Annotated in this window: 19 protein-coding genes; 11 read left to right on the top strand and 8 right to left on the bottom strand. The window is 45.8% G+C overall.

Features of this window, described 5'->3' with window-relative positions:
* The first annotated feature begins 11 nt into the window (after positions 1-11).
* Both ABIA61_RS20225 and ABIA61_RS20230 read left to right on the top strand, forming a co-directional pair.
* Entirely contained in the window at positions 12-1,100 is a 1,089-nt protein-coding gene (locus ABIA61_RS20225) for a GerAB/ArcD/ProY family transporter (protein WP_404519730.1), read from the top strand.
* Entirely contained in the window at positions 1,100-2,299 is a 1,200-nt protein-coding gene (locus tag ABIA61_RS20230) for a Ger(x)C family spore germination protein (protein WP_404519844.1), read from the top strand. The genes ABIA61_RS20225 and ABIA61_RS20230 overlap by 1 nt, the downstream gene beginning before the upstream one ends.
* Positions 2,300-2,397: 98 nt before the next feature.
* On the opposite strand, the gene ABIA61_RS20235 is transcribed toward ABIA61_RS20230, so the two are convergent.
* Positions 2,398-2,946, bottom strand: a complete 549-nt coding sequence (locus ABIA61_RS20235; protein ID WP_283654558.1) for a PadR family transcriptional regulator — start codon at positions 2,944-2,946, stop codon at positions 2,398-2,400.
* A gap of 166 nt (positions 2,947-3,112) precedes the next feature.
* On the opposite strand from ABIA61_RS20235, the gene ABIA61_RS20240 reads away from it, so the two are divergent.
* A complete protein-coding gene (locus tag ABIA61_RS20240; RefSeq protein ID WP_014279672.1) occupies positions 3,113-3,604 on the top strand; it encodes a phenolic acid decarboxylase in 492 nt (163 codons plus the stop codon).
* A 102-nt stretch (positions 3,605-3,706) separates the two neighbouring features.
* On the opposite strand, the gene ABIA61_RS20245 is transcribed toward ABIA61_RS20240, so the two are convergent.
* From ABIA61_RS20245 to ABIA61_RS20255, 3 genes are all read right to left on the bottom strand, one after another.
* The gene (locus tag ABIA61_RS20245) at positions 3,707-3,931 is read right to left on the bottom strand and encodes a hypothetical protein (protein WP_283654559.1); all 225 of its coding nucleotides are present in this window, start codon (positions 3,929-3,931) and stop codon (positions 3,707-3,709) included.
* 202 nt (positions 3,932-4,133) lie between these two features.
* Positions 4,134-5,654, bottom strand: a complete 1,521-nt coding sequence (locus ABIA61_RS20250; RefSeq protein ID WP_404519729.1) for an MFS transporter — start codon at positions 5,652-5,654, stop codon at positions 4,134-4,136.
* Positions 5,651-5,848, bottom strand: a complete 198-nt coding sequence (locus tag ABIA61_RS20255; protein WP_283657591.1) for a hypothetical protein — start codon at positions 5,846-5,848, stop codon at positions 5,651-5,653. The genes ABIA61_RS20250 and ABIA61_RS20255 overlap by 4 nt, the downstream gene beginning before the upstream one ends.
* A gap of 168 nt (positions 5,849-6,016) precedes the next feature.
* Between ABIA61_RS20255 and ABIA61_RS20260 the strand changes: the two genes are divergently transcribed.
* Positions 6,017-6,484 (top strand): Lrp/AsnC family transcriptional regulator, encoded by a 468-nt coding sequence (locus tag ABIA61_RS20260; protein WP_283654561.1) that lies wholly within the window; start codon positions 6,017-6,019, stop codon positions 6,482-6,484.
* A gap of 72 nt (positions 6,485-6,556) precedes the next feature.
* Here ABIA61_RS20260 and ABIA61_RS20265 read toward each other — a convergent pair whose 3' ends face one another.
* Both ABIA61_RS20265 and ABIA61_RS20270 read right to left on the bottom strand, forming a co-directional pair.
* A complete protein-coding gene (locus ABIA61_RS20265; protein WP_014279676.1) occupies positions 6,557-6,946 on the bottom strand; it encodes a winged helix-turn-helix transcriptional regulator in 390 nt (129 codons plus the stop codon).
* 155 nt (positions 6,947-7,101) lie between these two features.
* Positions 7,102-8,445, bottom strand: a complete 1,344-nt coding sequence (locus tag ABIA61_RS20270) for a glycoside hydrolase family 30 protein (RefSeq protein ID WP_283654562.1) — start codon at positions 8,443-8,445, stop codon at positions 7,102-7,104.
* 195 nt (positions 8,446-8,640) lie between these two features.
* Between ABIA61_RS20270 and ABIA61_RS20275 the strand changes: the two genes are divergently transcribed.
* The 7 genes from ABIA61_RS20275 (at position 8,641) to ABIA61_RS20305 (ending at position 14,357) form a co-directional block, all read left to right on the top strand.
* A complete protein-coding gene (locus ABIA61_RS20275) occupies positions 8,641-9,321 on the top strand; it encodes a response regulator transcription factor (RefSeq protein WP_283654563.1) in 681 nt (226 codons plus the stop codon).
* Positions 9,318-11,087 (top strand): sensor histidine kinase, encoded by a 1,770-nt coding sequence (locus ABIA61_RS20280; protein WP_283654564.1) that lies wholly within the window; start codon positions 9,318-9,320, stop codon positions 11,085-11,087. Before ABIA61_RS20275 ends, ABIA61_RS20280 begins: the two co-directional genes overlap by 4 nt.
* Positions 11,088-11,111: 24 nt before the next feature.
* The gene (gene pssA, locus ABIA61_RS20285) at positions 11,112-11,636 is read left to right on the top strand and encodes a CDP-diacylglycerol--serine O-phosphatidyltransferase (RefSeq protein ID WP_044645397.1); all 525 of its coding nucleotides are present in this window, start codon (positions 11,112-11,114) and stop codon (positions 11,634-11,636) included.
* A 6-nt stretch (positions 11,637-11,642) separates the two neighbouring features.
* Positions 11,643-12,137 carry a DedA family protein gene (locus ABIA61_RS20290; protein WP_283654565.1) on the top strand — a complete coding sequence of 165 codons (495 nt, stop codon included), beginning with the start codon at positions 11,643-11,645 and terminating at the stop codon, positions 12,135-12,137.
* Between the two features lie 86 nt (positions 12,138-12,223).
* Positions 12,224-12,640 (top strand): phosphate-starvation-inducible protein PsiE, encoded by a 417-nt coding sequence (psiE, locus tag ABIA61_RS20295; protein ID WP_283654566.1) that lies wholly within the window; start codon positions 12,224-12,226, stop codon positions 12,638-12,640.
* Between the two features lie 56 nt (positions 12,641-12,696).
* On the top strand, positions 12,697-13,704 hold the full coding sequence (locus tag ABIA61_RS20300; RefSeq protein WP_283654567.1) for an AI-2E family transporter: 1,008 nt from the start codon (positions 12,697-12,699) through the stop codon (positions 13,702-13,704).
* 98 nt (positions 13,705-13,802) lie between these two features.
* The gene (locus ABIA61_RS20305; protein WP_283654568.1) at positions 13,803-14,357 is read left to right on the top strand and encodes an NADPH-dependent FMN reductase; all 555 of its coding nucleotides are present in this window, start codon (positions 13,803-13,805) and stop codon (positions 14,355-14,357) included.
* Positions 14,358-14,433: 76 nt separating this feature from the next.
* Here ABIA61_RS20305 and ABIA61_RS20310 read toward each other — a convergent pair whose 3' ends face one another.
* Together ABIA61_RS20310 and ABIA61_RS20315 are read right to left on the bottom strand one after the other, a co-directional pair.
* Positions 14,434-15,357, bottom strand: coding sequence for a ketopantoate reductase family protein (locus ABIA61_RS20310; RefSeq protein ID WP_349362255.1), 924 nt, complete (start codon positions 15,355-15,357; stop codon positions 14,434-14,436).
* Positions 15,357-15,698 (bottom strand): 3-methyl-2-oxobutanoate hydroxymethyltransferase, encoded by a 342-nt coding sequence (locus ABIA61_RS20315; RefSeq protein ID WP_283654570.1) that lies wholly within the window; start codon positions 15,696-15,698, stop codon positions 15,357-15,359. The genes ABIA61_RS20310 and ABIA61_RS20315 overlap by 1 nt, the downstream gene beginning before the upstream one ends.
* Positions 15,699-15,988 lie beyond the last annotated feature (290 nt).

The raw sequence follows: 15,988 nt of genomic DNA on the forward strand, positions 1-15,988 counted from the left end.
GCCACAACGATATGAAAAAACTGGGGGAGGATAAACTTACAACGTTGCAGACGACAGGGATTCTTGTCGGCTTTACCATGGCAGCAGGTCTGCTTACGCTTCCTCGGGTGGCAGTTAAGGCTTCCAAGACTCCTGATGTATGGATCTCCGTGATCCTGGGAGGATGCGTAGCTTTTCTGGCTGGCTGGATTATCGTGAAATTGAGCCAGACCTTTCCCCAAAAAACCTTCTACCAGTATGTACAGCAGATTACGGGGAAAGCGATCGGCAAAATCATTGGTATGCTAGTCGTGATTTATTTTGTAGCTTTGTGTGCATTTGAAATTCGCTCTGTGGAAGAAGTAACATCGTTTTTTCTGCTTGAGGGAACGCCTGCATGGGCTATTTCAGCACCGTTTATGTGGGTGTCGCTATATCTGTGCATGGGCCGCATAGGAGCGATAGGTAAGGTGTGCCAAATTATTTTACCCATTACAGCGTTTATCTTTTTGATCATCTGTCTGCTGAGCTTTAATATTTTTGAACTAAACAATTTGCGCCCTGTATTGTCGGAAGGGCTAAAACCAGTCATCAAAGCCATAAAGTCTACAAGTCTGACGTTTACAGGTAGTGAGTGCCTGCTCATCATTATTTGTTGTATGGAAAAGCCCGAGAAAGCAATGAGGGTGATTGGTTGGGGCTTCGGGATCACGGTGCTGTTTTATACGACTGCTGTGATCATGTGTATCGGTGCTTTTTCGGTGGAAGGTGTGGTGACTCGGACGTGGCCATTTCTGGACCTGGCCCGCAGCTTTGAAGTGGATTTTCTTGTATTTGAACGTTTTGAGTCCCTGTTACTGTCCATCTGGATCATGCAGATTTTTGCTACGTTCAGTATCGCCTTCTACTGTGGTACGCTTGGCCTCTCCCAAATTTTTAATACATCGTATACCAAAATGCTACTCATTGTTCTCGCAATTGTATACGTTCTGTCCCGAATTCCCAAAAATATTAATGAGTTGTTTTCGCTAGGCACGATGATCGGTGACGCGGCTATCCTTTTATACGGTTTGTTACCCTTGCTGCTACTGCTTATTTCACGCTGGAGGAGACTCCGATGATGAAGAATTTGCGCATCGTTTTTTTCGGAATAGCATTTCTTCTGATATGTTGTTTGCTAACTGGCTGTTGGAGCAGTAGACCGGTGGAGGATCTGAATCTGGAGACGGGCATCGCGCTGGATGTAGGACAAGTATCTCCGCAGGAAGCGTATATTGAACGGGAAGGAGGATACTATCCGAAGAAAATTCTAATTAAAGGAACTTTTCAATTTCTGCTCCCTGAAAGAGGTAAAGGCTCTGGAGGTGCCCCTGCACAAAATAAAACCTTTTACAACATGACTGAAACGGGGGATTCTCTTCTTGAAATGCTGCGTGAAGTTTCATTACGTTCCAATCGTCCTGCCATCGGGTTTCACTTGAAGACGATCATTATCAGTTCCAGTCTGCTACAAAAGCTTCCTATGTACGAGCTGCTGGACTTTTTTGCAGGGGATAATGATATCAGGCCGAGCGTTCAACTGCTGATCAGTACAGAGAAAGCGGGTGATGCGCTTGAGGAAAAAATCCCCGGAGAGACACCAGCCTTTATATTGAAGGATGTCTTTATCAACCGTAAACGGAATGCGCGAATGATCAAGCCCATGTCTCTGGTTAAAGTCATTGGGCCGATGAAGTCCCACAGCAGCTTTTTATTACCCAATGTGATTACCACAGAGAAAGAAGTAAAGCTTGCGGGTGCGGGAGTCATTCAGGGAAAGACGCAAAAATACATCGGTCTTCTAAACGAGTCTGAGGTTGAAGGTCTGATGTGGATGAAAGGTGAAGTGGATGGAGGTACCCTGAAATACATAAACCCTAAAACAGGGAGAAGTATCGTGTATGAGATCAATTCTGTCAAAAGACGGATCAAGGCTACCGTTCATGGCAACGACATCTCTTTTCATGTTCACATGACATCGACAGGTCGTATTTCGGAAAACCTCAATCCGGGTCAGGATTTTTCAAAAAACCGTCTATTTTCACGAGTAGAGAATATCTTGCAGGAAGAAGCCAATACCACAGCCGAAAAAACGTTGACGAAAATGCATAGGCTACAGGCAGATGTCGGAGGTTTCGGAGAAGCACTGCGGATTCAGAATCCTCAGGTATGGCGTAAGGTCAAAGGAGATTGGGACAAGACCTTTAGTACCATTCCGGTGACCTTCAGCACGGATATTCAAATTGAGGATTATGGAGCCTCCAATACCACGGCAGACTAAAAATATCATTTTGATGTGTTACCAAAAAGCCTTTAACACCATCCATTTTCGTGGTGTTAAAGGCTTTTATATTTCATGTCACTTTTTCATATTGAAGCCTAATCAAACAACGGGAGCGTATCTTCCAGCCACGAAACATAGCTTTCTTCCCGATTAATGGCACGGCTCAGCACCAGATAATGTCCGAATTGTTCAGAGCCGGGAGATTGAAGGTTTTCGTCCAGCAGTCGGAGTGCGGTCTTACTTTGGTATAAATACTCCAGCTTCTCTTTACGTTTGGTAATCTGGTCCTCGAACAATCGTTTGTTTTCTTCCTTCGAGATCGCTGATGAAAAATACAGCATAAGCATGAATTCATCCTTTTCCGTTTCCGGTAAATCTTTGGGACTCAGCAGCCATTCGGTCAGCTCCCGGGTTCCCTTGGGCGTGATGCAGTACAGCTTCTTTTCCAGCTTGGCTCCTGTAATCGAGGTGCGATATTCGATTAACTCCTCTTCGGTCAGCCTTTTGAGCTCAGGATAAATCTGACTGTGCTTGGCGCTCCAAAATTGCCCGATTTCCTTCTTGAATTGGCTCGTAATATCGTAGCCGCTCATTTCCTCTTTGTGAATTAGGCCCAGAATGGCATATTTTAATGTACGTTTCAACGTAGCTCTCCTCGCAATGCGGTATTTGACATTAGTATACCACAGTGCTACAATTTATATGTAATCAAAAACATGTTTGAGTTTACATGTTTAAAATTCAATACTTATTATTTTCAGCATGATGTTCAATTCATGAAAACTCATAATACAGAAAGAAGGATGCAAGATGGACAAGTTTATCGGCAGTCACATGATTTACACCTACGAGAATGGTTGGGAATACGAAATATATATTAAAAATGAAGATACCATCGACTATCGCATTCATAGCGGCATGGTAGGCGGACGTTGGGTTCGTGACCAGAAGGTCAACTTGGTGAAGCTGGTGGAGAATGTGTACAAAGTATCTTGGACTGAACCGACAGGTACAGACGTATCCCTGAACTTTATGCCAGAGGAAAAACGGATGCACGGCATTATTTTCTTCCCTAAATGGGTTCATGAGCATCCGGAAATCACTGTACGCTATCAGAACGATTTTATTCCGCTGATGGAAGAATCGCGTGAAAAATACGAAACCTATCCTAAATATGTTGTCCCTGAATTTGCAGATATTACATTCATTGAAAATGCGGGTGTAAACAACGAAAAATTGATTTCTCAAGCGCCATACGCAGGTATGACAGACGATATTCGTGCAGGTAAGCTGCAAGCATAATCAAACATTTGCTGATGGGTGTAAAGCCTGGGTCTGTGATAAGCAGTCTCAGGCTTTTTTGTGCTAATTGGAGAAGGGTAGGGATTAATCTGTGAGCGGGATTTAGAATGAATAGTAGACCAGACCATGCTCGATCAGATAAGAACGGCTAATCCGTGGTTTTACGATGGGCGTTGCAGGAGAGAGACTTTGCAGGTTCACGTGGGTGGTCAGGTCGGATAAGGCGGACAGAGCCAGCACTGCTTTGACATGTCCCCAGTTGTCAGCGTGGTACTGAATATATTGGTGAGCCTCGGTAAAGGATAGACCCTTGAGCAAGGTGAACACGGAAGCCCATCGGACGAGGTCGAAGCTTCCTTTGATTTCAGGCAGCTCATAATCACAAACAAGGGCTTAAAATGAGGATGAGTAACGAAAACCGACTTTTAATACTCATGAAAGCGGATACTTGCATCCGTTTCTTTTATTATCTTGCCGATAGTCCTTTATATTGAAAAAAAGAGAACCCCGGATATCCCCGGGATTGTCTTTATGCTCTCTTAGGTCTAAAAATCATAAAACTGATTGCTGCTAGAACCCAGACACCAATACCGCCGTAGAGCATTATCAAGCCAAAGCCGTGCACAAGCGCTGCATGGACGACGGCTCCAGACGCATCCAGAGAGGAGAGTTCTGGCAAACTCTGCTTGAGAGATACAGTATTTCCGGCGGCTATTTTTTCGGCTACAGACCTCAATTGTACTGCATTGAAAGTCCCGGAAAGGGCACCCTTCAAATAAGACAGAATACCTTCCTGCAAGATGAATCCCATCACAGCGATGTTGATGGCTAGACTGATCAATCTGGCACTCATATCTATACCGGAAGCCATGCCTGCACGGGCACTCGGAACAGAGCCGGTGGTCGTGTTGGTCACAGGCGTGTTGGTTAAGCCAAGCCCAATACCAGCCAACAAGGAGCCAGGGAGCATGGTCAACCAACTGGCGTGATCGCTGCCGCTGCCATATTTCATCAAAATGAAGCCCATACCGAGGATGAACATACCTGATGGAATGACTATGCGCGGCTGATAGCGGAGCGAAAAACGCTCTGCCAGAGGCGGAATTACCAAGGTGGGCAGCGCATAAGCCAAGAGAGACAGCCCGGCGGCTACGATGCCGTAACCCAGGCCACTCTGGAAATAGATCGGCAGATAGATCATGAACGGCCAGAAACTGAAGTTCATGCCGATGGAGCCAAGGAGAGCGCCAGAGAAATTACGTATCTTGAATACGGAAAAGTCAAACATCGGATGGGCGCTGAGCTTTTCCGCAAATAGAAAAATAATGAAACTTATTGCTACTGCAATAAGGATGCTGATGGATGCTCTGCTGGTAAAGCCGAGTTCCGGCCCTTGCGTGATAAAGTATGCAAGGCCAAAAACTGTCAACGAAAGCGTGATGATGCCGATAATGTCCAGCTTTTTCACCTGCGGATCTCTGGACTCCTCTATGCCACCGAAAACAAGAATCAAAGTGAGGATGGTCAACGGAACGTGGACCAGGAAAACCCAATGCCAGTTCAACACGGCCACGATCATGCCGCCGATGATAGGTCCAAAACCGAGGCCGATACCGAACACGATCCCCCATATGCCAAAGGCTTTGCTGCGTTCCTGTCCTTCCTGAAACCGATGTGAAAGAATTGCTATCTGGCAAATCTGCATCGCACCAGCACCCACCCCTTGAAGAAACCGACTGATGATCAGAACCGATGTGCTTTGCGCCAAGCCACAAATCAAGGATGTAATACCGAACAGGACGAGGCTGATAATGAAAATACGCCTCCTTCCATACCGGTCAGCCAGCGTTCCAACAGCCATCAGAACTGTGGCACATGCAATGGTGTAAGCGTTCATAATCCATTGCATATCCTTAAGATCGCCATGCAATACTTTTTCCAGAGTTGGCAGTATCACTGGCACACTGGAAATTTCGAGGCCGAACATCAATGCGGACAAACATATAGCAGCCAATGCAATTATATTTTTGCAGGAGAAGGATAGGCTCACTGAGAGGTCCCCCCAGACTTTTGTTCACGGTCTGGACATCCGGCAGCGCAACTATAATATTGCGCCTCATTAAGCGCAACTTGTACACCAGCACCAACCAGCCTTTTTTCGTCAATTGTACGATCAATAGCCTCTTCAATATGTACTTCTAAATCTGCTACTGTTCCTGCCTTATTTAAAACATATTTACTCAAGGGCAGCCATCCTTTCTATCTTTTCATGTTTCACCTTATCGATGTGAGTTTTATTATATAATCTAAATCATTCATTTTACATAGCACAATCAATCCATTATGATGATGAAACAAAGTAATTAAATGAATTTCTCATAAAAACATTAAATTTAAAGGAGGGCATTTAAAGTGGATCATGTAGACAAACAAATCCTCTTTTATCTTCAAAGTCAGGCAAGAATTTCAATGACGGAACTAGGAAAATGCGTGGGTTTGTCCCAACCTGCTGTAACAGAACGAGTTAAACGAATGGAAGAAAAGGGGATTATCAAGGAGTATCGCACTATCATCTCTCCTGAAAAAATAGGAAAGGATACGGCAGCCTATATATTGTTTCGGACTAGAGATTGCCATGCATTTCTTGATTTTGTCCATACATCTCCACATGTTGCCGAGTGCCACCGTATAAGCGGAGATCACAGTTATTTATTAAAAGTAGTGACCAACTCGACGCGCACCCTAGAAGAGTTTAGTAACCAGTGCGATAAGTATGGAACCTACACGAGCCTGATTGTCATGTCGTCACCGATCGATCATAGACTTCTCATTCATTCTCTGGAAGAAGCAAGTGGAGCTGCTCATTCAGAAAAAGATTAAGAATGAAAAAAGACAACCCCGGATATCCCATCCCAGGATTGTCTTCATCACGAAAATGTATAGTTAAGCTGATTAAACGGGCGTTACGTCCTGAATCGCTTCTTCTTCTTTCCAAATCACGTTCTCGCGGTAGTTTGATCCCCAATCGTACATCGCTCTCAGTACCGGAATCAGGCTTTCGCCATGCTCGGTCAGTGAGTATTCCACATGCGGAGGGACGACAGGATAGACCTTACGAAGAATGAGTTTATCCTCCTCCAGCTCGCGCAGCTGGTTGGTCAGCATTTTTTGCGTAATGTGGGGGATCAGCTTTTTCAGTTCACCGAACCGCTTGGTGCCTTCCAAGCCGAGATGCCACAAAATAATCAGCTTCCATTTCCCGCCGATGACGGCGAGGGTCAATTCCTTATCACAATTAATCAGCTTCAAATCAATCCGGTCTTTTACAGTAGTGATGTTCATCGACCTCCTGTCCGTAGTTACTCCAAGTATACTATTTATGGCTACTATACGCAAAAGTGGATACATCCATTTTGGAAACTAACCATACTTTTGGATACGGACGGACCGGACAGTGACACGTGATGCTGCACGAACAGCTGAGAAGCCTGCGACGGTTAAGAAGGAATGACGATGGTGTTAAATGATTCCGGCTCCAGCTCGAAATGATGTGTAGCCTCTCCAGCGGACAGATTCAGCACACGCGATTCGTGGAACGGATTGGCAATGACCACTACCGTTTGTCCGTCAGCATTGCGGAAAGCAACGGCATTTCCCGTCCATGATCCATGGAGTCCAATGCGTCTCGCACCCGGCAATACAAAATGAGAAAAGTGCTTCATCACGTAATATTCCGGGTTCAGGGTACGCTTACGATCCGCCGGATCAACGGTGATCATCGAATTTTGCTCCCATCCCCATGTGCTCTTGCCTTTCGGCTCCAAAACCATGTTCCAGTAAATATAAGCATTCACGCCATTGGTAAAGTAGTGCTGGTACAGGTTATATACATATTTGGCGTAGTCCCACGAATTTTCTCCGTTCCCGCACTCATTTTCTGTCTGCATGTAACGAAGCTCGGGATAGCTGGCTACGGTGCGCTGGATGGCGTTTTTGCCTGCCCACTGATAGCCCACGCCCTTAATATATTTGTAGGCCTCCGGGTCACTCAGCACGGTATGGGCATATTCATCGAATCCGGTCGAAGTCTTCTTCATTAATTCTTCCCACGGATCGGGGGCGTTAATGGTACCTAGCCAAATTTCCGTATCTAGTCCGTGTTTCTCGAAGGCGGGGCCCAAGTAATCGCGAATAAATTCACGCAGCTGTTCTCCGGTCCATACACAGGAAGGGAATTTTTGATCGGCAATGACTTCATTTTGAACATGGATCTGATGAATCGTAATGCCTGCCTCACGGTAAGCCTGCACAAATTTGACGAAGTATAATGCATACGCTTTCAAAATATCCTTTTCCCAGCGCAGTGTGCCATAATTGTAAGCCTTGGGCGATTTCATCCATGTCGGCGGGCTCCAGGGTGAAGCGAACAGCTTCAAGTCCGGGTTAAGTTGCAATGCTTCCCGAATGAAAGGAATGAGATACTGCTGATCACGCTCGATGGAAAAGTGCTTCATTTCCACGTCGCCATCCGTTTCATTGTGGCTGTACCATTCCAGCGCGTAGTCACTGGCTCCAATAGGGAGTCGGCAAATCGTGAATTTATGCTCACCCTCCGGGTGGAAGAGAGAATGAAGTACCTGCTCCCGTTCGTTGCTCTCCAAATGGTCCAAGGCCACATAGCCCAGTTCATTAAAACAGCCGCCAAAGCCTTCGACGAGCTGATGCGTTTCCCCCGTAATGGTCAGGTTGGCATGCTCTTGGGTTTCGCTAAGATGATGAGATTGGGATTGCCAGGCTTTTGCTTTGGAAGTGGAAAACCACTGAATGGTCTGATTGGTCATGTATTACCCTCCTGTTAACGCTTTTTGTATCTCTTCTTATTATAGGGTAGGATCATAGGAGATGAGATGGTCTGAGCCAAGACAAATTTGCCCTAATCCAAGCTAGATTCTGCTGATCAGAAGTGCCAAGAACACATAAAGAACACATCTCTTTGGTATGCTGATGTCCTAGAATGACCGAAAGAGGGAAGTCGATTGAATAAAAGGGTTCTTCTTGTGGAGGATGAAATTCGTATCCGTGAAGTCATTGCGGATTATTTTAAACAGAATAATTGGGAAGTCTATGAAGCAGGCAATGGAAAAGATGCGCTAATCTGGTTTGATTCGGTGCAGCCCGACCTGATCATACTCGATATTATGATGCCGGAGCTGGATGGTTGGGAGGTATGCCGTCAGGTTCGCAGCCGTTCCGGGGTGCCGATCATTTTGCTGACCGCCAAATCCGGTGATGATGATAAAATATTGGGCTTTGAGCTGGGAGCAGATGACTACGTTACCAAGCCTTTTAGCCCTAAGGTGCTAATCGCCCGCGCGAACGCGCTGATGAAACGGGTAGAGGGCCATGTGCTGCCTGAGTCGCATGTCCTGCGGTTCGGCACGGCCATTCTCAATACGATGGCTCATCGGCTTGAGGTAGATCAGGCGGCAGTCGAGCTGACGCCCAAGGAGTATGAGCTGCTGCGGCTGCTTATACATAACAAAGGTATGGTCATTTCACGGGATGCGATACTTAGCCGGGTGTGGGGGATCGACTTTGAAGGAGACACGCGGGTCGTGGATACGCATATCAAAAAGCTGAGAAGCAAGCTGGGCCGTGAATCTCGCCATATCCGGACTGTTTTTGGTACAGGCTACAGATTTGAGGAGGAAGAATGAACAAACGGGGAGTTACCTTTAAGTTGTTCATTATGACCGTTGCATTTTTTCTTTGTTTTTACGGCATGGTGATTTTGTGCCAATTGCTTTTTTTTGAAAAATTTTATCAGCAACAGAAGATCGGGCGTGTGGAAAGCCGTTTGCAAAGCTTCGGTCAAAGCTATGTCAAGGAAGCCTGGGGCTCCGATAGGGTTTCACGAGAAGCAGCCCGTTTTATGTTTCAGAATAAGAACCAGTTGGCGATTGTCACGCTGGACGGCAAAGTAAAGCTGGATGACCCGTTCCACATCAATCTCCGAAAAGCAGACGGGCAGATCGTTAAAATATCGTTGTCTCTGTTTATGAGCCAGTTCGGAGATGAGCTGAGGGCGGCCCGGATTCAGCCGGGTGACACGTTAACCGTTGAAGGTGAAGTGTTGGAAACCGACGGCATCTCTTCTGCCAATTTCATTTATCCGTCGGGCATTCAAAAGCCTGGCTCCAAACATATAGGAACGACCTCGGAAGAGTCGAGCACAGAGGGTAGTGTAAGGTTGTCCGGTACAGTGACAGAAATTGTGCTGCCGGATCTGAAAACCTGGAGCCAGCGGCAAGGATTGCTGTTTAGTGCGCTGGAGGAATGGTTTCCTTTATCGCAGACCCATTTGGAGAAGCTCAAGAATTTTGAAGTGCTGGAGGAAGAGTGGACGGAGCCTTGGACGGGTGTGCGTAATGCGGTCATTGTCCATCCTGTACGACAAAGCACCGGAGAGATCGACCTGCTGTTCACAGTGACATCGTTGCAGGAAATCAGCGAGACGAATGAAGCTCTGCGCTGGTTCTATCTGTACCTGGGCATCGGGGGCTTTGCGCTGATTTTGATTTTGTCCTTGTTCTATTCCCGAATGGTGACCCGTCCGCTCATTGCCTTGAACAATACTGCCAAACGGATGGCTAAGCTCGATTTTACAGCCCATACACCGATTCGGCAAAATGATGAGCTGGGCAGCCTGTCCTACAGCATGTATACCCTGTCCCAGAACCTGGACACCGCTTTGCGCGAGCTTCAGGAGGCTAACCAGCAACTGGTTGAGGATATGGAGCAGAAACAGAGGATGGAGGCTGTGCAGCAGGACTTTTTTGCCAACGCCTCTCATGAGCTGAAGACCCCGCTTAGTATTGTTAAAGGCTTCGCCGAAGGGCTACAGGATGGCGTTAGTGCCGGGAAGCAGGACCACTATATCAAGGTGATTGTGGAGGAAGCGGACAAAATGGAGCGACTGGTCAAGGATATGCTGGACCTCGCCAAGCTGGAATCCGGTACCCTCAAGCTTCGCAAAACGACCTTTATACTGAGCGAGCTGGTGGAGGAAGTCGTGGACAAGCTGTTCCATCTGCTAAAGGAAAAGCATCTGGAAGCGGTCATTATCCCTGCTAATGAGCTGCCGATTCATGCCGATGCCGGATGGCTGGAGCAGGTGATTTTCAACTTCGTCATCAATGCCATAAGGCATGCTGAGGAAGGAAGCTCGATTACGATCCGTATCGAAGGCTCCGGGGAAATCAATACCTTTTCCATTCAAAATAAAGGAGAAACGATTCCCGACGATCAGCTGGAGCAAATTTGGGAGCGGTTTTACCGGGCCGAGCTTTCACGCAGCCGTCAGACAGGGGGAACCGGACTGGGACTGTCGATCGTCAAACGGATTTTGGATTTGCACGATTTTCGCTATATGGCGGAGAATACCAGGGATGGCGTTCGTTTTGTCGTCATATTCGGAGGTTAAGCTATGGCAAAGGAGTCAAGCAGTATGAAATGGAATTGGTTGCCCTCACTATGCACGATGGCAAATCTGGGGGCAGGGGTACTATCCCTGTTTTACACGATTCATGAACAATATACGACCGCTTTTATTCTGATTATGGTGGCTGCTTTGTGGGATGTGCTAGACGGTTTGCTGGCAAGGCTGCTGCATTGCTCCAGTGATTTTGGCAAGCAGCTCGATTCGCTGGCGGATGTGGTCTCATTTGGCGTTGCCCCTGCTTTCTTGACCTTGTTCTACCAACTGGGAGGTACACATTGGATGGGGCCGCTTGTGGCTGTTTTGTTTGTGATATGCGGTGCAGTGAGGCTAGCAAGATTCAACTTGATGGCTTTTAGTACAGGCTTCGTAGGCATGCCAATTACGGCTGCGGGTGTTATTTTGTCCTTTATGTTTTTATGGAGTGAGCATTTGCGACCCGAATTATTGCTTGGGCTCATGGTAGTGCTGTCTTTCCTGATGATTAGCCGTATTCCGTTCCCGTCCTTCAAAAAAAAACCGATCAGGAGGTAGCACCCTATGGAATGGGCTATGAGCATAATTACACAATACGGGTATATTGCTATTTTTGCACTTCTTGCTCTCGGGATTATCGGCCTTCCAGTTCCTGATGAAATTATTATGGTCTTTGTCGGCTATCTGTCCTCCATCATGGTACTGAATTATTCAATGTCTGTACTGGTCAGCTTTATGGGGGCCATGACAGGCATGATGATCAGCTACACGCTGGGCAAAAAGCTGGGACAGCCGTTGGTGGATAAGCACGGCAAGTGGTTCGGGCTGACACCGAAGCGGTTTGCAAGGGTGAAGGGGTGGTTTGCACGCTTCGGGCTGTGGACCATTCTGGTCGGTTATTTCATTCCGGGCGTCAGGCATGTGACAAGCTACTTGTCTGGAATTAGCGCAATGCCTGTTCGAAAATATATGCTGGTCGCAAGCGCAGGTTCTCTCGTATGGACCCTTATTTTTATCTCGATTGGTTATATTACCGGAGCGAATATACACTTTCAATAAGGTTACACCAAAAGTAATGTAGCATTTTTCATGAATTCCGCCGATAATATAATAAAGAAACTGTACAACCAGTGAGGGGATCTGTAGTGAACGCTTTTATGAAGCATATTGAAAAATTACCTGGTTTTCTGCAAATGATCCTGAATATCTCGTTGTTTCTGGTCGGACTGATTTTAAGCTTCTTGCTGCTGAAAGAAACATGGTCCATTTTCTCCTATGTTTTCTTGTCTGCAGAGTTGGATAAGAATTACTACGAATTCACGGAAGAGCTGCTTGTATTCTTTTTGTATTTTGAGTTCATCGCATTAATTGTTAAGTACTTTAAAACCAATTTCCATTTTCCTTTACGTTATTTCATCTATATTGGCATTACGGCTGTCATCAGGCTCATTATTGTAGATCACGATGATGCCAAGAATACATTTTGGTGGTCCATTGCCATCCTGGTCATGGTAGGTTCTCTATTGATCGCTAACAGTAAATTGTTAAAAAGAGAAAGCTGATCGTTAGGACAGATTACAAGGTTGACAGTCAAGAAGGAGAGAGGGAATAAAGACGAATGGTAAGAAATTGGATGAATCATGCGGGTGTTAGGCGGGGAGCCGTCCTTGCGATAATCATTTTGGTGTTGTTTTTATTAAAGAGCATGATGAATATTATTTTGTTAACCCTGCTGCTTACGATCCTGATCGGCAGTATATATAACGGAGTGACCAAGCTGATCAAGCGGTTCGCCAATGTGCCGCCTACGATTGTGTTGCTACTGGTGTATGTGTTGCTGATTCTGATCATCGTATGGGGAGTTTACCGGATGGTGCCGCTGATTAGCGTGCAGGTCAAGCAGGTGTATCTCATGATTCAGCAAGCGTATATGTACCCGGATCGTAACCAATGGAACGAAACGATTATCGAATTTATGGATACACTTAATGTTCAACGGCTATTTGAGCCTGGCTTGAATGCAGTCATGAAAGTAAGCCAATTGGGCACACAACTGCTGGTGTCGATTATTTTGAGCTTATTCTTCCTGATGGAAAAATCCTATATTACACGCTTTACAGCTACGTTTAAGCATAGCAAGCTGGGGTGGTTTTTTGAAGAAGTGGGTCACTTTGGCCGCATGTTCCTGGATACGTTCGGGAAGGTGCTGGAGGCTCAACTGCTGATTTCACTGATTAACTGTATATTGACCACGATTGCGCTCTGGATTATGGGTTTTCCCAATCTGCTCGGTCTTGCATTGATCATCTTCGTATTGGGTTTGGTTCCGGTGGCAGGTGTGTTCATCTCACTGTTGCCGCTCGGTCTGATCGCCTTTAGCGTCGGAGGCATTCATTATGTCATCTACCTGATCATTCTGATCGTGGTGATCCATGCGATTGAAGCTTATTTCCTGAATCCGAAGCTGATGTCATCCAAAACCAATTTACCGATTTTCTTTACCTTTGTCGTCCTGATTTTCTCTGAGCATCTGATTGGGATTTGGGGGTTGATTGTCGGTATTCCGCTGTTCGTCTTCTTCCTCGATCTGATCGGGGTACAGCGCAAGCAAGAGAAGGATACCTGATTTGACGAATGCCTGCGAAGCCGCAGGCATTTTTTAATTCTGGGTTATCTGTAGTACACTGAGTATAAAAGATGTTGCCAGTTAAATAAGGAAACGAGATGATATGGGTGGATCAGAAAATCAAGGTACTGGCTATATCGGGGAGTCTTCGTCAAAAGTCCTCCAATACAGCCTTATTAAAGGCTACCATTGGGTTAGCGCCAGACAATATGATATTTACGATGTATAACGGATTGGGTGAGCTTCCTCATTTTAACCCGGATCTGGATGTAGAAGACGGGCCGGCTTCCGTCAAGGAGCTGCGGGAACAACTGAAAGAAGTGGATGGGGTATTGATCTGTACGCCGGAATATGGGAATGGTGTTCCGGGTACTTTGAAAAATGCATTGGATTGGATCGTTTCTTCGGGCGAATTTGTAAATAAACCTACAGCAGTTATTAGCGCGTCACCTTCTCCTATGGGTGGGAATCTGGCCCATGCCTCTCTGTTGCTCACACTGCAAATGATCAATGCCGAGATTGTGGAAAATGGAAAGGTCATTATTCCGCATATCACATTGAAGCTAAATCAGGAAGGCGTAATTACCGATTCTGAAACCAGGCAGGAGTTACATGCATTACTTCAAGGGCTTGAGCAAGCTTGCTCAAGATAGACAGTATAGAGTAAAACAAAAGCAGAACCTTCATGAACACATCATGGAAGGATCTGCTTTTTAACTTAATCAAATGTTAGATAGTATCCAATAAGCTCTCATATACCTTTAATCGGGCATATACCGTTTCAAGTATCGGATATGCATCATTACTGCCAGAAGCCAATGCAAGAAGTGAACCATGCAGGTGACTCGCTTCAATCGGAAGCTTTTTATGCATATCACGTTGCATGGATGACATCATCTCCGGTCGTAAGGACTCCATCGTTTTCAATGTATGAGCTTCCATCTCTGAATCAATCGGCATCCCTGCGTTGCGAGCAAGTGTGACCATCTCATGCAGCAGCTTTTCGTATATAGCACGTGACTCTGCCGTGGCAAGTATAGTCCCGACAGAGGTATCCATTAGTGTTGTGATTCCGCTCAAGCTGGCAACAAATATATATTTCTGCCAAACTTCACGCTGGATATCCTGACTTCGTGTGACTGTGAAGCCTGCATGATCAAGATGATTCAGCAGTATTTGTGTACGCTCTGATTGCACACCGTTCCATTCACCGAAGACGATACGGTGGAATGGACTTGTCTGAACGACAGAACCATCATGATCTAGCGTAGTTTCGATATAACAAAGTCCGCCCAGCACTTTTTCCGGACCGAATTGCTTGCGTAAAGAGTCAAAATGTTCGTAACCGTTAAGTAACGGAAGAATCATGGTATGATCACCGATATAGGGCTCAAGATCGAATTGCAATTGGGGCAGATGATATGCTTTGACCGCAACGATAATGCAGTCGAACGGCTCGACAGCTTCACCATATGTAATAGCACGGATTGGCGTCTGGAAATCCCCATGAACACTTTTAACAATCAGACCGTTCTCTTCCAACTGAGATTTTTTGGAAGGACGTACGAAGAAGGTCACGTCTTCTCCTTTTTGAACAAGACGTCCCCCGAAGTAGCCTCCAATAGCCCCTGCACCTACAATCAAAAATCGCATCATAGGGTCCCTCCCTTTACTTTTGCATTCCCATACAGCCGTTCTACTACGTTCTCATCTGCCTTAAAAGCATGCTCTTCGCACGGAAAAGAACGATTCTTTACGTCTTCGACAAATTGCCCGATGCTGTCGGGGATCAGAGTACCTATATCCGAATATGTTTTTACGAACATTTTCTCCCGGTACGGAGAGGAGTATTGTAGCATGTCATGGTGGACTATACCAGCTTTCTCAGCCAAACGAGCAGACGGATAATCATACGCCGTAATCATGCTTATAGGTAAACCTTCTCGTTTCATTTTCTTTAATTGCAAAATATTAAGCGCCTTTGGAGTTGCCATGGTTACATTCAATCCTTTCCCTACCTTTGTTTTAGAACACACAAAAAACCTTTCAGCACATGGCCGAAAAGGTCCGAAAGGCAAAAAAAGAGTCAATTTGCGACCGTTCTTTTGTCTCGGTCCTTACGGATCAGAGCAAAATCCAACGAGTTCACCTCCATAGGCTCACACATCTACATATTGAATTACACTAAACTAGTACCTTGACCAATTCTGATTTAATTTTTAAACTCTCCCTATAAGAAAAAATTGGGAGGGGATCACATGAACAAAAAATACGAGATTCAACT

This window comes from Paenibacillus sp. RC21, from assembly GCF_044907935.1.
Taxonomy (GTDB): Bacteria; Bacillota; Bacilli; order Paenibacillales; family Paenibacillaceae; genus Paenibacillus; species Paenibacillus terrae_A.

Excerpts from the sequence above, each read along its gene's own strand:
- ABIA61_RS20225 (WP_404519730.1), top strand. The coding sequence starts at position 12 with ATGAAAAAACTGGGGGAGGATAAACTTACAACGTTGCAGACGACAGGG.
- ABIA61_RS20230 (WP_404519844.1), top strand. The coding sequence starts at position 1,100 with ATGAAGAATTTGCGCATCGTTTTTTTCGGAATAGCATTTCTTCTGATA.
- ABIA61_RS20240 (WP_014279672.1), top strand. The coding sequence starts at position 3,113 with ATGGACAAGTTTATCGGCAGTCACATGATTTACACCTACGAGAATGGT.
- ABIA61_RS20265 (WP_014279676.1), bottom strand. The coding sequence starts at position 6,946 with ATGAACATCACTACTGTAAAAGACCGGATTGATTTGAAGCTGATTAAT.
- ABIA61_RS20270 (WP_283654562.1), bottom strand. The coding sequence starts at position 8,445 with ATGACCAATCAGACCATTCAGTGGTTTTCCACTTCCAAAGCAAAAGCC.
- ABIA61_RS20280 (WP_283654564.1), top strand. The coding sequence starts at position 9,318 with ATGAACAAACGGGGAGTTACCTTTAAGTTGTTCATTATGACCGTTGCA.
- pssA (WP_044645397.1), top strand. The coding sequence starts at position 11,112 with ATGAAATGGAATTGGTTGCCCTCACTATGCACGATGGCAAATCTGGGG.
- ABIA61_RS20290 (WP_283654565.1), top strand. The coding sequence starts at position 11,643 with ATGGAATGGGCTATGAGCATAATTACACAATACGGGTATATTGCTATT.
- ABIA61_RS20300 (WP_283654567.1), top strand. The coding sequence starts at position 12,697 with ATGGTAAGAAATTGGATGAATCATGCGGGTGTTAGGCGGGGAGCCGTC.
- ABIA61_RS20305 (WP_283654568.1), top strand. The coding sequence starts at position 13,803 with ATGATATGGGTGGATCAGAAAATCAAGGTACTGGCTATATCGGGGAGT.
- ABIA61_RS20310 (WP_349362255.1), bottom strand. The coding sequence starts at position 15,357 with ATGCGATTTTTGATTGTAGGTGCAGGGGCTATTGGAGGCTACTTCGGG.
- ABIA61_RS20315 (WP_283654570.1), bottom strand. The coding sequence starts at position 15,698 with ATGGCAACTCCAAAGGCGCTTAATATTTTGCAATTAAAGAAAATGAAA.